The 14,835-nt window shown below is 76.0% G+C and carries 10 protein-coding genes; 9 read left to right on the top strand and 1 reads right to left on the bottom strand.

Annotated features, from left to right (window positions below; all coding sequences use genetic code 11):
* Positions 1–17 precede the first annotated feature (17 nt).
* Positions 18–1,586: a DUF4192 family protein gene (locus ACFVUY_RS33730; RefSeq protein WP_387736099.1), complete on the top strand. Its 1,569-nt coding sequence runs from the start codon at positions 18–20 to the stop codon at positions 1,584–1,586.
* A gap of 34 nt (positions 1,587–1,620) precedes the next feature.
* Here the strand turns inward: ACFVUY_RS33730 and ACFVUY_RS33725 are convergent, their stop codons facing one another.
* Positions 1,621–2,934 carry an alpha/beta fold hydrolase gene (locus ACFVUY_RS33725; protein WP_387736097.1) on the bottom strand — a complete coding sequence of 438 codons (1,314 nt, stop codon included), beginning with the start codon at positions 2,932–2,934 and terminating at the stop codon, positions 1,621–1,623.
* 770 nt (positions 2,935–3,704) lie between these two features.
* On the opposite strand from ACFVUY_RS33725, the gene ACFVUY_RS33720 reads away from it, so the two are divergent.
* From ACFVUY_RS33720 to ACFVUY_RS33685, 8 genes are all read left to right on the top strand, one after another.
* Positions 3,705–5,831 carry a glycogen debranching N-terminal domain-containing protein gene (locus ACFVUY_RS33720; RefSeq protein ID WP_387736186.1) on the top strand — a complete coding sequence of 709 codons (2,127 nt, stop codon included), beginning with the start codon at positions 3,705–3,707 and terminating at the stop codon, positions 5,829–5,831.
* Positions 5,832–6,011: 180 nt separating this feature from the next.
* A complete protein-coding gene (locus ACFVUY_RS33715) occupies positions 6,012–6,770 on the top strand; it encodes an NUDIX domain-containing protein (protein ID WP_387694105.1) in 759 nt (252 codons plus the stop codon).
* Between the two features lie 194 nt (positions 6,771–6,964).
* Complete coding sequence (locus tag ACFVUY_RS33710; RefSeq protein WP_387694106.1) at positions 6,965–7,243, top strand: hypothetical protein; 279 nt, start codon at positions 6,965–6,967, stop codon at positions 7,241–7,243.
* A 373-nt stretch (positions 7,244–7,616) separates the two neighbouring features.
* Positions 7,617–9,320, top strand: a complete 1,704-nt coding sequence (locus ACFVUY_RS33705; RefSeq protein WP_387736095.1) for an ATP-binding cassette domain-containing protein — start codon at positions 7,617–7,619, stop codon at positions 9,318–9,320.
* A 3-nt stretch (positions 9,321–9,323) separates the two neighbouring features.
* Positions 9,324–10,229: a hypothetical protein gene (locus tag ACFVUY_RS33700; protein ID WP_387736093.1), complete on the top strand. Its 906-nt coding sequence runs from the start codon at positions 9,324–9,326 to the stop codon at positions 10,227–10,229.
* 242 nt (positions 10,230–10,471) lie between these two features.
* The gene (locus tag ACFVUY_RS33695; protein WP_387694109.1) at positions 10,472–11,404 is read left to right on the top strand and encodes a FadR/GntR family transcriptional regulator; all 933 of its coding nucleotides are present in this window, start codon (positions 10,472–10,474) and stop codon (positions 11,402–11,404) included.
* Between the two features lie 576 nt (positions 11,405–11,980).
* Entirely contained in the window at positions 11,981–13,630 is a 1,650-nt protein-coding gene (locus ACFVUY_RS33690) for an RNA polymerase sigma factor (RefSeq protein WP_387736091.1), read from the top strand.
* Between the two features lie 328 nt (positions 13,631–13,958).
* Positions 13,959–14,759, top strand: coding sequence for a S1 family peptidase (locus ACFVUY_RS33685; RefSeq protein ID WP_387736184.1), 801 nt, complete (start codon positions 13,959–13,961; stop codon positions 14,757–14,759).
* Positions 14,760–14,835: the final 76 nt, after the last annotated feature.

Genomic DNA, 14,835 nt, shown 5'->3' with positions numbered 1-14,835 from the left:
CGTCCACTCTTGCGGCCATGAACGCGATGAACAACGAACACGTCATTATGTCCCTCGGTCCGGCCTCCGACCACCGGTCGGTCGTCATGCGCGGCCCGGCCGACATGGCCGAGCTGCTTCCGTACTTCCTGGGCTTCTACCCGGACGACAGCATCGTCGCGGTCGGGCTCCACGGCCCCGGCCTCCACCAGGGCGGGGTGATCCGGGCGGACCTGCCGCGGTCGCCCGCGCAGTGGCCGGCCGCGGCGGAGGAGACGGCCGCCCTGCTGGTCGCCCTCTCCGACCGGCACGGCGCCCGGCCGCTCCAGGTGCTCCTCTACCTCTGCCAGGATCCCGGCACGGCCCACGCCCCTCCGGTGGTGGACGGGCTGCGGCCGCTGGCGCAGGCCCTCCGGGCGGCCTTCGGGCGCCGGGGCGTGGCCGTCAAGGAGTCGCTGTGCGTCTCGGACGGCCGCTGGTGGTCCTTCCTCTGCCGCGGCGACGGCTGCTGCGACGCGGCCGGCAATCCGGTGCGGCGCAGCCCCGACCCCGGTCCGGCGGCCGCCGCCGCGACGGTCGCCGGCCTGGTGCCGCGCGGCAGCCGGAAGGCGATCATCGGCGGGCTGGAGCCGGTCGGCCCGCCGGAGGCCGTCGCCCAGCGCGAGGCGCTCGCCCGGGCGGAGGCCGTGGACGCCCTGGCCAGGGAGCAGCGCATCGCCCTGCTCGACCAGGCCGTCGCCGAGTTCCGGGCCGGGGCCGGGGAACTCGATCCGGACCGGACGGCCCAACTGCTGCTCGCCCTGCGGGACCGCCTGGTACGGGACCGCGGCGTCGAGTACGCCCGGCCCGACGAGCTGGCCCCGGCCGAGCGGCTCTGGCGCTTCCTCGCCCGGCGGGCCGTGCCGCCCTACGAGGGCTGCGCGGTGGCCCCGCTCACCCTGCTGGCCTGGACGTCCTGGGTCGCGGGGGACACGGCGACGGCCCGGGTCGTGCTCGGCCACGTCCTGCGGCTCGCCCCGGGCTACCTGCTGGCCGAACTGCTCTACGAGTCGCTCAACGACGGCATGACGCCCCAGGGCCTGTTGGCCGCTGTCGAGGCCCAGCGGCGGCGGCGCGAGGAGCCCGAGGCCGCGGCGGCCCCGGTCGACGAACCTCGGCCCCCGGCCGGCGGAGCGCCGAGCGCCGAGGGGTCACCGCCCGCTCAGGAGGTGCCGTCCGGTGGCGCGGCGGCTCCCGGGCCCGCCGCCCCGGGGGCGGGTGCGGCTCCCGGTGAACGGCCCGGACGGTCCGCCGGTGGCCGACGGCATCGGCGGGGCGGTCGCCGGAAGGGCTCGTCCACGGCATCGGCACCGGCCGATCCGGGGCCGGGCGCGCCCGACGGCCCCGACAGCACGGAGCCGCGCGGTGGCGCCGCCGGGGCGGTCGCCCTGCTGCCGGCGCCCGGACGGGTCGAGCAGCCCGGGCACACCCGGGCGGCCGGCGAGCCGTCCGCCCGGGGCCTGCGGCTCGGCCGGGCCGCGGCGTGCGCGCCCACCGCGGTCCGGACCGGCCTCCACCGCTGCCGGGGCGTCCGGCGGGCGGGGAGGGGGAGCCATCGTGCGCACTGAGCCCCGCGGCACGGCGGCGCCGGCCCGCGGGCGGCTACGCCTCGCCGCGCGCCATCCTGATCAGGCGGTCCAGCACCTTGCCGCCGCTCAGCCGAAGGCCGTCGTGCTCCCACTCGTTGGTGATCCAGGCCCGCAGGCCGCGCACCGCGCACGCGGTCTCCAGCGAGTCGGCGGTGTCCACGTACATGTCGTCGTGGTACACCGCCGCCACGACCGGCACGGTGTTGGCGGCCAGCCGCGCCCGGTCGTACAGGTCGGGCCAGTCGGTGCGGGCGGCGAGCAGGTCCGCGGTCTCCTTCAGCGGGCGCAGCGCCGGGTCGGTGTCGAACATCCAGGGGTAGATCATCTCCCCGGTGAACAGCACCGGCGCGTCGGACTCCAGCGCGGCCCGGGCGTCGAACTGCGGGAACTCCTTGCGGACCCGCTCGGCCGCCCAGGCGGTGCCGCCCTGGGCCACCGACCGCTGGCCGTAGATCGACTCGTGCAGCACCGCGTACAGCGGACCGCCCGCGAAGGAGAGCTGGGCCTGGGCGCCGGCCAGGAAGGTGTCGGAGAGCTCGGGCCCGGCCGAGCCCTCCACCCAGGCCTCCTCCAGCAGGTAGTGGAGCGTGCCGGAGCCGTTGCCACCGCCGAGCAGCAGGCCGAGCAGCTGGAACGCCTCGACGGTGAGCAGCCCGCCGTCCGGCAGGGTCGCGGGGGAGTCGGCGAGGTGGGCCGCGATCCGGCGCACCGCCTGGACGTCCTGCGGGAACCGGGCGTAGTGGTCCTCGTTCTTTCGGACCACCCGCGGGTAGGCGGCGCGGTAGACGTCGTCGGCCGAGCTGCCGAGGCCGGAGAGGCCACCGGTGATGAAGGCCTCGGTCAGGCCCTCGGGGGCGATGGAGAGGTAGGTGAGGGTGCAGAAGCCGCCGAAGCTCTGGCCGAGCACGCTCCAGCGCCGGTCGGCGCCGAGCAGCCGCTCGCGGATCAGCTCGGCGTCCCGGACGATCGAGTCCGCCCGGAAGTGGGCCAGGTAGTCCGCCTGCTCCTGCGGGCCGCCGCGCCGGGCGAGGGTCTGCCGGGTCGCGGGGGTGGAGCGCCCGGTGCCGCGCTGGTCGAGCAGCAGCACCCGGTAGTCGTCCAGGGCGCGCTCCAGCCAGGAGTCCCGGCCGAGCGGGCGGGCCGCCTTGCCGCCGGGACCGCCCTGGAGGAAGAGCAGCCAGGGCAGGTCGTCCCGCTCGCGGCCTGTGGCCACCACCTCGCGGGCGTACACCTCGATCTGCTCGCCCTGCGGGGCGGCGTGGTCGAGCGGCAACTGGAACACGTGGTCGGTCGTGACAACCCCGGGCAGCCGGCTGATGGTGGACATGCAACTCCTCGGTCTCTGCTGGTCACAGCGATGGCGTCGCGGTTCACGGGGTCACCGGGTGCGGGGGCCGCGACCCCCGCACCGTATCCTGGCGGCGGTCGAGCACCGGTTCGACCGCCCCGCCCGCCCGATCGGACGGCCGAGCCCGACCGGCGGACGGCCCGAGCCGGCCCCGGCACCGGCCCGGACGGTGGGCGCCGGCCCCGGAGAGTGGACGGCGACGTGCCTGCAGCGAGGCCCCGGTGACGATCCGACGGAAGTGGTACGACCGCCGAGCCGGGCCGCCCTGACCAGCGGCGCAGCGGCGGGGCGTGACCTGACGGCGGTGCGCGGCGTTCACCCCCGGGGCCTGCACCCGGTTCGGGCGGGCCGATCGGGCCGATCGCCGGGCGGTGCGGACCCGGCCGCCCGGGCACCGGCAGCGCTGGGTGACCGCGTGCGGCGCCACGACCGGCTGCCGCCACGGGACCGTACGGCCCGGAGGGCGCGGGCCGCGGGGGAAGGGCGTCACCGGTAGACCGGGGCGCCGGACCTGACGGCGTGCCGGGCACGGCGGCGAGCCCCGGAACGAAGGCGCGGCGCGCCGGTACCCACCCGGTACCGAGCACCGCATGGCACGACCCACCGCCGGGTACGGCCAGACACGGCACATCCGCCGACGGGACGGCCCCGCCGGCCCGGCACCACCAGCACGCGATCGAGCACGCTCGCGGCCCACCGGCCTGACCCGGCCACCGGACCGCCGAGGGGAGGAGAGTCCGGTGACCGCCATGAGGCCACCACAGGCCATGCCGGCCGAGAGCGTGGTCGGCGCGCCGCCCAGGCCGATGGGCCGCCCCGACCAGGCCCCGGTGGCCGGGCCCGCGGGCGCACCGGTCGGCCCGGGCCGACCCGCGGCCCCGCCGCGCCCGCAGCCGCCCGCCGTCCACCACGCGGTGATCTGCGTCAACGCCCCGGCGATGGCCGCCTCCGGCCCCGACGGCCAGCTGCGCGGCCACGGCCTGCACGGCTTCTACCGCAACGGCGTCCGGGTGCTCGCCCGGATGGAGCTGCGGCTGGGCGGCATGGAGCCGCTGCCGCTCCAGGGCACCCTGACCAGCACCGCCGAGGCCCGCTTCCTCGGCGCGGTCCGCGTCCCCGGCGACCTGGACCCGGACCCGGCGCTCACCGTCGAGCGGCTGCGGCACGCGGACGGAGTGGAGACGGTGGTCGTGCGCAACTCCGGTCCGCGGCCCGCCCGGCTGCCCCTGGAGATAGCCCTCGGCACCGACCTCGGCCCGGTCGCCGAGATCGCCGCCGGGCACCGCCAGCCCGACCTGCCGGGCCAGGTGCAGTCCGCCGGGCTGCGCTGGACGGGGCCGGTGCACAGCGCCGTGGTCAGCGCCCAGCCCTCCCCGCACGCCGTCCTGGCCGGCGCCGGCGTGCTGCGTTGGGACCTGGAGGTCCAGCCCGGCGCCCGCTGGTCGGTCGAGCTGCACACCGAGCTGGAGAGCCCCGTCGGCGGCCCGCGCCCGCCGGGCGGCCGCGGCACCGGCGCCCCGCTGCCCTGGTCCGAGCCGGAGGTCCGCAGTGACGACGGCCGGGTGGCTCCGCTGGTCTCCCGCTCGCTGGACGCCCTCGGCGGGCTGCTGTTCGCCGACCCGGACCGCCCGACCGACCTCTACCCGGCCTCCGGCGCGCCCTGGCGCTTCGGCCTCGCCCCGGCCGACGCGCTCTGGGCCGCCCGGCTGACCCTGCCGCTCGGCACCCGGCTGGCGGCCGGCACCCTCCGGGCGCTGGCCCGCCGTCAGCAGCTCGCCCCCGCCCCGGGCCGCACCGAGGGCCTGCTGCCCGGCGCCCTGCGCCACGGCGGTCCCGAGCTGCCGCCCACCTGCACCGCCACCGAGGCCACCCTGCTGTTCGTCACCGTGCTGACCGAGGCCTGGCGCTGGGGCCTGCCCCCGGCGGAGGTCGCCGAGCTGCTCCCGGCCGCCGAGCGGGCCCTGGCCGCCCTGCGCGAGGGCCTGGTCGACGGCTTCGTCACCGACCTGAGCCGCCCGCTGGAGGAGCGCTCCGCCCACCCGGTCGCCGCCCGCGCCGAGGTCCAGGCGCAGGCCCACCGCGCCGCCCTGCACGGGGCCGAGCTGCTGGAGGCCTTCGGCAGGCCGGGCGCCGAGGACTGGCGCGGCTGGGCCGCCGCGCTGCGCGGGCGCTTCCGCGAGCGGTTCTGGATCGACGACCTGTCCGGCGGCCGTCCCGCGGCCGGGCTGGCCCCGGGCGGCCAGCCGCTGCCCGCCGTCGCCTCCTCCCTGGTGCACCTGCTGGACACCGGGCTCGCCGTCGACGGCGGCCGGTACGAGAGCCTGCTGGACCGCGAGCAGACCCGGCTGCTCGCCCAGCGCCTGGTCGCGCCGGAGCTGGACAGCGGCTGGGGCCTGCGCACGCTGAGCGCCAAGTCCCCCCGGTTCAACCCGCTGGGCCACCGCGGCGGTGCGGTGCGGGTCCACGAGACGGCCCTGGCGATCGCCGGACTGGCCGAGGCCGGCCACGAGAACGAGGCCGGCACCCTGCTGGAGGGCCTGCTCGCCGCGAGCGCCCACTTCGAGGGGCGGCTGCCGGAGATGTACGCGGGGGAGCAGCGCACCCCGGGCTGCCCGCCGGTGCCGCACCCGGCCGCCTGTCGCCCGGCGGCGGTCTCCGCGGCCGCCGCCGCGCACGCGGTGTTCGCCCTCGCCGGGGTCCGGCCCGACGTCCCGGGCGGCCGGGTGCTGGTCCGCCCGGCCAGCACCGCACCGCTCGGCGAGCTGGAGCTGACCGGCCTGCGGGTGGCGGGCGAGCCGTTCTCCGTCCGGGTGAGCCGGATCGGCGTGGCGATGGTGGAGGAGGCGTCCACGGACCTGCAACTCGTCGCCCGCTGAGCCGTCGCGGGGGCTCGCGCCCCCGCGACGGTGACACCGGGTCACCGACGCCGCGCCTGCCCGTTCCCGGTCCCGCGCTGGACGGGTGCGAACCGCACGGGGCCCGTGCGGGGCCCCGGCCCTGCGCGGTCCCCGCACGGGCCTGTGCTTATCGTCAGAGAGACGACTATGATCGTCGCCATGTCGCGCTACGATCCGTCGGCCTTTCCCCCGTTCGCTGTCACGGTTGACCTCGTGGTGCTGACGGTGCGCGACCACTCGCTCTGCGCCCTGCTGGTCAGACGAGGAGAGCCGCCGTTCCAGGGGTACTGGGCGCTGCCCGGCGGCTTCGTCCGTCCGGACGAGGGCCTGGCCGAGGCCGCCTCCCGAGAGCTGGCCGAGGAGACCGGCCTGCGCGCGCACACCGCCCCCGGCCACGAGGCGGTCGGCCCCGGCGCGGCCGGTGCCCACCTGGAGCAGCTCGCCACCTACGGCCACCCGCAGCGCGACCCCCGGATGCGCGTGGTCAGCGTCGCCTACCTGGTGCTGGCCCCCGATCTGCCCACGCCCCGGGCCGGCGGTGACGCCAGCAGCGCCCGCTGGGCCCCGGTCGGCGAACTCCTCGGCGAGAACCCGGCCGACGGCGTCCCGCTCGCCTTCGACCACGGCCTGATCCTCGCCGACGGTGTGGAACGCGCCCGCTCCAAGATCGAGTACTCCTCCCTCGCCACCGCCTTCTGCCCGACCGAGTTCACCGTCGGCGAGCTGCGCCGGGTCTACGAGGCGGTCTGGGGCGTGGTGCTGGACCCGCGGAACTTCCACCGCAAGGTCACCGGCACCCCCGGCTTCCTGCTGCCCTCGGGCGGCACGACGACGCGTCAGGGCGGCCGTCCGGCCCAGCTGTTCACCGCCGGCGGGGCGACCGTTCTCAACCCGCCCATGCTCCGCCCGGAGTCCTGAGCGCCGCTGGACCCGTGCCCGCCCCGCTCCGCCCCGCCCCGTCCCGATCCCCCACCCGTCCCGCTCCGTCGCGCGAGCCGCCCCGAGGCGGCCGAATGGCCTGACCTGGCTGCGAACGCGGGGCCGGCGGCGCAGAGTGTCGGTGGACGCTCCGGCCGCCGGGTCGGAGGCCTTCCGGCCCAGGGAGCCCCGCGATGGCCATTGAGGACTGCGCCAACCAGCGAACCCTCATCGAGGGGCTGGCGGCGGACTACCGGAGCCTCGACGAGACCACCACCGCCACGGAGAAGGAACTGGCCGCACTGCAGGCCGAGCAGGCGGCGCCCGAGGCGATCGCCGCCGTGCAGGAACGGCTGGCCGCCGAGCGGGAGCGACTGGGCGAGATCACGGTGGAGGGCCAGGCAGCCGTCGACGAGTTCCACGCGGTGTGCGGCGGCGAGCAGCTCCCACCCCCGCCCTGGCCTCCCCGCTAGCGGCTGCGCCCCGTCCTCGGGCACGGCGCTGCGCCCGGCCTGAGCTCCCGGGGTCACCGATGCCGGTGAAGCTCCCGAAGCCCGGTGAAGCTCCCGAAGCCCCGGAGCCATCAGCGTTCCCGGAGCCGGCCGGAGCGGCCCGGTTCTGGAGCAGCCAGGGTCCGGAACGGACCGGTCCCCCGTGAATCGCAGGATCGGATTTTCCCCTGATCGGGTGAGGTGGGCAGTCGGCGGGCCCGTGCCGTTCCCGCAATGCCCGGAATAGCCGTCGTCGCCCCCTAATGTGCTGGCGCGGAGCCGCGCGGGTGCATGCCCGCCCCTCAGGGGCGCTCCGCGTCGAGCAGGTCGGCCGAGGGCATGGGAGCAGCCAGCGATGATCCAGATCACCGGACTGACCAAGGTCTATCGCAAGGGCGCTCCGCCCGCGGTACTCGATCTGACCTTCGACGCCCGGCCCGGCACGGTGACCGCGCTGCTCGGCGCCGAGGGGGCGGGCAAGTCCACCGCGCTGCGGCTGATGCTCGAACTCGAACGGGGCCAGGGCGTCACGTTCTTCGGCGACCGCCCGTACCGCCGGCTGCGCCACCCCGAGCGCGTGGTCGGGGTGATGATGCCCGGCGCGGGGGAGTCCGCAGTGGCCGGTCACCCGGGCCGCAAGGCGCGCAGCCACCTGCGGATGCTCGCCGGGGCCGTCGGCGTCCCGGCCCGCCGGGCCGACGAACTGCTGGAGCAGACTCGGCTGGCCGCGGTCGCCGGGCAGCGGTTGCGCACCTTCTCGCCCGGCATGCACCGCCGCCTGGCGCTGGCCGCCGCCCTGCTCGGCGACCCCGGCGCGCTGCTGCTGGACGGGCCCGCCGACGGCCTGTCACCGCGCAACGTCGAGTGGTTCCACTCCTTCCTGCGCTCCTTCGGCGCCGCCGGCGGAACGGTCCTGGTGACCACTCGCAGCCCGCAGGAGGCCTCGCAGCTCGCGGACCGGGTGGTCACCCTGGACCGCGGCCGGCTGGTGGCCGACCAGCCCGTCGCGGAGTTCCGGCAGACCAGGCTCAGTCCTGAAGTGGCCGTCCGGGGACCGCAGATGGCGCGACTGGCGGATCTGCTGGTCAGCCAGGGTGCGGAGGTCCGCCGGGACGGCAATGTCGGTCTCGCGGTGGCCGGGATCGACCGCACCGAGATCGGCGAACTCGCCTACCGCCACGGGATCCTGCTGCACGAGCTGGCCGACCGGGTGGTCGAGCAGCCGGCGCCGCGGGTCGTCCTTCCGGTCGGCTCGGGCCGCTCCGGCGACCTCCGCCTCCACCCGGAACCCGAGACCGGTCCGAGTCAGGAGCCTGGCCGGCGGCCGAAACGGGAGCCGACCCGGGAGGCGGGCCCGAAGCCGGCCGCCCGGCGGGTCCCCGAACCGGCCGCCGAGCCCGTTCCGGTCGAGGCCGTGACGTCCCCGGCCGAGCGCACGACGGCCTCGCCCCAGCGCCCGCCCCTGCCCCTGACCCCGGCCGAACCGGCCACCGCCGCCGCGCCCGGAGGCGCCGCCGTCCCGAAGCGCGGCGCTCCCCGCCGCCCCCGGCAGGACGGTTCCCTGCCCGCCCGCGCCCTGCCCGCCGTGGCCGTCGCCGCCGCTCTCCCGGCCGCCGCGCTCCCCGTCCTCGGCTCGGCCGGCCGCCGACCCGAGCCGCCGGGCCGTCGCCCCGGGCCGTCCATGCGGACGGGGGCCGACGCCATGGACGAACCCGCGCCCACGGTGGCCGTCGACCGGCTCTTCCGCGACGACCCGGCCCCGCCGCTGGAGCCCGCCCGGGTCCGGCCCCTCGGCCGCCGGGCCAGCGCCGACGACCTGCTCACCGACGACACCGTGCGCCTCCGGCGCCCCGCCTCGGGCGCGACCGCCGTCCGAGCCTCCGCCGTCCGGGGTGCCGCCGCCCAGAGCCCCGTCAGGCGAGCAGCCCCGGCCACTCCGGCGACCCCGGCGACCCCGGCGACCCCGGCCACTCCGGCGACCCCGGCCACTCCGGCGGCCCCGGTCACCCCGGGCACCTCTGCAGCCCCCGCCATCCCCTACGACCACCGGAGCGAGTGACCCGTGCGTGTCCTGGCCTACGAGCTGCGCCGCCTGCGCGGCCTGCGTTCCACCTGGCTGCTGCTCGCCGCCGTACTGCTCGGCGACGCCGGCGTGGCCGCCGTCCTGGCGAGCCAGGCCCCGGACGGCCCGCTGACGGCCCCGGCGGGGGTGCGGCTGCTGACCGCCGCCGTCCCGCTGATCCCGCTGCCCTTCGCGGCGCTCGGCGCCGGGGTGCTGGGCGCGCTCTCGTACGGGCACGAGGTGCGCCACCCGGGGCTGGTGGCCTCGCAGGTGTCGTACCCGCGCCGGGTGCGGCTGCTGCTGGCCAAGCTGGTGGTGATCGGCCCGGTGGCGGCGCTGCTGGCGCTGGCCACCCTGCTGTTCGACACGGCGGCCGTGCACCTCGCGCAGCCGGACGGCGTCACGGTGGCGGCCTGGGCGGACCCGTCCGCACTGTCGGACCGGGTCTTCGAGGCGCTGACCGGTGCGGGGGTGTCCGGGCTGTCCGACCTGCCGGGTGTGGGCGCCCCGCTCGGGCTGGTGGCCGGCCACGGGGTGCCCGCCGCACTGCTGGCCTTCGTCCTGCTCACCGTGGTGGCGGGCTGGACCGGGGTGCTGGCCGCTTCGCTGACCCGCAGCGCCGCGGCCGGGGTGCTGCTGCTGTGTGCGCTGCCGCCGCTGCTGGAGTCCGGCGTCGCCCTGCTGCTGCGCCGCACCGGCAGGCCGTGGCCGACCCGGGCGACCGAACTGCTGCCGTTCCAGTCCGGGATCGAGTGGGCCTACGGCTGGGTGTACGGCGGTGCGCACGAGGCGGTGGCCGGGAGCGCGGCGCTGACCGATCCGGCGCTGCTCGCCGCGGTCGCGACCCCTGCGGCGCTCCTGCTGCTGGCCGCCCTGCTGGCCCAGGCCCGCCGCCGAGCCCTGTAGCGCCGCGTCGCACGGAACGCCCGCGCCGCACGGATCTGCCCGCGTCGCACGGAACGTCCGCGCCGCGCCGCGCCCCAATGGACCGCGCTGGGCCGCTTGTGCGGGGCCGCCCGCCCGGGCCCGAGGCTGCGTCACGGGTGCGGTCCCGCCCGGGACTTCCAAGATCGACCAGCAGTGACCGTAATGCGCGGTTCTTCCTGATAAGAAGTCAATTATCCAGTCACGGTCGATCACCCTTTCGTGTGCTTTTCACGAGAATTCTCAAGCCACGCCTGCCGATCGCCGACAAAGGAGGCGTGAGTACCCTTGCGCACCCCACCATGACCCCCGCCCGTTCCGCCGAAGGGCCCATCCACGGTCCCGGCGACCTGGACCGCTTCTCGTACGCCGACCGGCCGACCCCGCCGGTGCCCCGCTGGGAGGGCGCCGAGTCGGACATCGCCCGGGTCGGCCGCAAGACCACCAGCAGCCGGGGCCGCGGTCTGCACGGCCAGCTGGTCCAGCAGCTCGGCCAGATGATCGTCTCCGGCGACCTCGGTGCCGACCGCCCGCTGGTGCCCGAGGAGATCGGCCAGCGGTTCGAGGTCTCCCGCACCGTCGTTCGCGAGTCGCTGCGCGTGCTGGAGGCCAAGGGCCTGGTCAGCGCCCGGCCGAACGTCGGCACCCGGGTCCGTCCGGTCGGCGACTGGAACCTGCTGGACCCGGACATCATCGAGTGGCGCGCCTTCGGGCCGCAGCGGGACGAGCAGCGCCGGGAGCTGTTCGAGCTCCGCTGGGCGATCGAGCCGCTGGCCGCCCGGCTCGCCTCCGGCCACGGCCGGGAGGACGTCCAGCAGCGCCTGGTCGAGCTGGTCGAGATCATGGGCCACGCCGCCTCCCAGGCCGACCTCTCGACCTACACCCGGGCCGACGCCGAGCTGCACGGCCTGGTCCTCCAGATGGCGGGCAACCGGATGCTGGAGCACCTGTCCGGGATCGTCGCCTGCGCGCTGCAGGTCTCGGGTGGTCCGGCGATCTCCTGCGAGCGCCCCACCGAGTCCTCGGTCAGCCTGCACGCCCGGCTGGTGGAGGCGCTGGGCGCCGGCGACGGCGCCGCGGGCGAGGTCGCGATGCGGGCGCTGCTCACCGTTCATCCCGAGATCGAGCCGTCCGTTCCCGCGCCCAGGGAGCACTGAACGGGCTGTTTTCCACGAGCGGAGGCGCCGGACGGCGGCGGCCCGCTCCGCCCGGGCCCTCCGGCCGCACCGCGCGGCGCAGCCGGGGGGCTTCCGCATGCCGCAGTCCCATCGGGCGGAGCCGGCGGAGGCCGCGTGGCCCGAAGGGGTGGCGCCCCCAGGGGGCGAACCGCCGGGAGCGGCCCGGCGAATGCGGGCGGTGAAAGCGGGCGGCGAATGTGGGCGGCGAAAGCGGGCACCGTCGGGCCTGTCCATGACAAGGGATTCGCCGGCGAGTGCGCGATGATGGATAGCGGCTCCGGGTTGCGGGCGCCGGATGGTGTGACCCGCGACACGAAGGCCATGCGTAACACTTGACGAGTAGCAGCGATGTGTCCTGAGCGGAAGCAGCTCCGGAATACTCCAACATGTCAGAATGCTGTGTTGGTCCGCGGCGCTGCTGCCGTCCTGCAAACCCAGTCCTCAAGCCCGAGTCGGTCGGAATCGACACCGCGCGTCCGACGCGCGATTTCCTTCCCCGCCCGCTCGGGCGGCCGGTACGGGTTCGAGATCCACTCATCGTCCGAGAGGTTGTTCGTGTCGGCCAGCACATCCCGTTCGCTTCCCCCCGAGATCGCCGAGTCCGCGGCTCTGCTGGCTCTCATCGAGCGGGGCAAGGCCCAGGGGCAGATCGCCGGTGACGACGTGCGCCAGGCGTTCGAGGCGGACCAGATCCCGGTCACCAAGTGGAAGAACGTCATGCGCAGCCTCAATCAGGTGCTGATTGAGGAGGGCGTGGACCTCATGGTCAGCGCGGCCGAACCGGCCGGCGCCAAGCGCAAGAGCGTTGCTGCCAAGAGCCCCACCAAGCGCACCGCCACCAAGGCTGTCACCACCCGGACCCCGTCGGCCCCGACCAAGCCGCCCGTGCGGATCGCCCCCGGCGCTCCCGTCGCGGCTCCGGCCGTCGTCGCCGCCGCGGCCACGGCTCCCACCGTCTCCGCCGAGATCACCGCCGAGGAGACGACCGGCGTCGTCGCCGGGGTGAAGGCGCCGGCCAAGAAGGCCGCGCCGGCCAAGAAGACCGCCGCCAAGAAGACCGCCGCCAAGAAGACCGCCGCGCCGGCCAAGAAGACCGCCGCCAAGAAGACCGCCGCCGGCAAGACCGCCAAGGGCGACGAGGAGCTGCTCGGCGAGGAGGAGCTGCTCGAGGACGCCGCGCTGCCCGGTGACAAGACCGAGGCCGAGGGCACCGGTCCGGAGGAGGAGTCGGAGGGCTTCGTCCTCTCCGACGACGACGAGGACGACGCGCCGGCCCAGCAGGTCGCCGTCGCCGGCGCCACCGCCGACCCGGTCAAGGACTACCTGAAGCAGATCGGCAAGGTCCCGCTGCTCAACGCCGAGCAGGAGGTCGAGCTCGCCAAGCGCATCGAGGCCGGTCTGTTCGCCGAGGACAAGCTCTCGGCCGCCGACAAGCTCGCCCCGAAGCTCAAGCGCGAGCTGGAGATCATCGCCGAGGACGGCCGCCGGGCCAAGAACCACCTGCTGGAGGCCAACCTCCGTCTGGTGGTCTCGCTGGCCAAGCGCTACACCGGTCGCGGCATGCTCTTCCTGGACCTGATCCAGGAGGGCAACCTCGGTCTGATCCGTGCGGTCGAGAAGTTCGACTACACCAAGGGCTACAAGTTCTCGACCTACGCCACCTGGTGGATCCGCCAGGCGATCACCCGCGCCATGGCCGACCAGGCCCGCACCATCCGCATCCCGGTGCACATGGTCGAGGTCATCAACAAGCTGGCCCGCGTCCAGCGCCAGATGCTCCAGGACCTGGGCCGCGAGCCCACCCCGGAGGAGCTGGCCAAGGAACTCGACATGACCCCCGAGAAGGTCATCGAGGTCCAGAAGTACGGCCGCGAGCCGATCTCGCTGCACACCCCGCTGGGCGAGGACGGCGACAGCGAGTTCGGTGACCTGATCGAGGACTCCGAGGCGGTCGTCCCGGCCGACGCGGTCTCCTTCACCCTGCTCCAGGAGCAGCTGCACTCCGTGCTGGACACCCTGTCCGAGCGCGAGGCGGGCGTGGTCTCGATGCGCTTCGGCCTGACCGACGGCCAGCCGAAGACGCTGGACGAGATCGGCAAGGTGTACGGGGTCACCCGTGAGCGCATCCGCCAGATCGAGTCGAAGACCATGTCGAAGCTGCGCCACCCGTCGCGCTCCCAGGTGCTGCGCGACTACCTGGACTGATCGACGGCAGTCGTTCCACGCGAAGGCCCGGAGCCGCACGGCTCCGGGCCTTCGCGGCTGTCCGGGCCCGGGTGTGTCAGCGTCCGGGTGGTGGTTGTCGCTCGTCCGGGTGGCGGCGCGGCGGGAAGTGGTCGCACGGTGTAGCCGGTCACCTACGCTGTGCCGGTTGCCTGCTTCCGAGCCTCCTGGAGTCACGGTGCCGACCGAGCCGGACCGCACTGACCTGCCGACGCCCATCCCGTTTCCGGCAGACCTCGCCGATCCGGCAGGCCTCGCCGATCCGGCCGATCCGGCCGTCGGCCGGGCGGGCCGCCGCCGCAGGGCCGCCGTGCTGGCGCTGCTGGCCGCCGTGCCCGTCCCGCTGGTCGCCCTCGGCGGCGCGGCGCCGGCCGAGGCCCAGCGCCGGGTGGTCGGCGGCACGGCGGCGAGCACCGGGGACCACCCGTGGATCGTGGCGCTGTCCAGCCGCCAGCAGTTCGGCAGCGGCCGTTCCGGCCAGTTCTGCGGGGGAGCGCTGGTCACGCCGACGAAGGTGGTCACGGCCGCGCACTGCTTCTACGACGAGGGCAAGGGCCGGGTGGAGCGGCCGGGGCTCAAGGTGATCGTCGGCCGGGACGACATGCGCGGCACGACCGGCCGCGAGGTGGCGGCGCGGTCGGTCTGGATCCACCCCGACTACTCCTTCGACGCGAACATGAACGACGTCGCGGTGATCACCCTGGCCGAGTCCCAGGGCGCCCGGCCGGTGGTCGAGCTGGTCGGCCAGGGCGAGACGGCGCCGTACCTGGCCGGGACCACGACGCAGGTGTACGGCTGGGGCGACACCACCGGGCGGGGCGACTACTCGCCCACGCTGCGCGGGGTGTCCGTGCCGATCGTGCCGGACGGGGCCTGTGCGCAGGCGTACCCGGGCGGGCAGGACGGAAAGTTCGACGCCCGGGGCATGGTCTGCGCGGGCGAGGAGCGCGGCGGCAAGGACGCCTGCCAGGGCGACAGCGGCGGTCCGATGATCGTCGAGGGCCGGCTGGTGGGCCTGGTGTCCTGGGGGACGGGCTGCGCCGAGGCGGCCCACCCGGGTGTCTACACCAGGGTGTCCTCGGTCGCCGACGCGGTGCGCTCGGTCCTGTGAACGTCCGCGGACGCGGTGTGTCCGGTGCCGCGGACGTCGCGGTGGGTGTGCGCCCGGTCACGTGCTGACGCCGGGT

It is taken from the genome of Kitasatospora sp. NPDC058063, assembly GCF_042885395.1.
Lineage (GTDB): Bacteria > Actinomycetota > Actinomycetes > Streptomycetales > Streptomycetaceae > Kitasatospora > Kitasatospora lactacystinica.
The sequence above is the reverse complement of the archived record's forward strand: the minus strand, read 5'-3'. Positions and strand labels throughout refer to the sequence as shown.

Excerpts from the sequence above, each read along its gene's own strand:
- ACFVUY_RS33730 (WP_387736099.1), top strand. The coding sequence starts at position 18 with ATGAACGCGATGAACAACGAACACGTCATTATGTCCCTCGGTCCGGCC.
- ACFVUY_RS33725 (WP_387736097.1), bottom strand. The coding sequence starts at position 2,934 with ATGTCCACCATCAGCCGGCTGCCCGGGGTTGTCACGACCGACCACGTG.
- ACFVUY_RS33720 (WP_387736186.1), top strand. The coding sequence starts at position 3,705 with ATGAGGCCACCACAGGCCATGCCGGCCGAGAGCGTGGTCGGCGCGCCG.
- ACFVUY_RS33715 (WP_387694105.1), top strand. The coding sequence starts at position 6,012 with ATGTCGCGCTACGATCCGTCGGCCTTTCCCCCGTTCGCTGTCACGGTT.
- ACFVUY_RS33710 (WP_387694106.1), top strand. The coding sequence starts at position 6,965 with ATGGCCATTGAGGACTGCGCCAACCAGCGAACCCTCATCGAGGGGCTG.
- ACFVUY_RS33705 (WP_387736095.1), top strand. The coding sequence starts at position 7,617 with ATGATCCAGATCACCGGACTGACCAAGGTCTATCGCAAGGGCGCTCCG.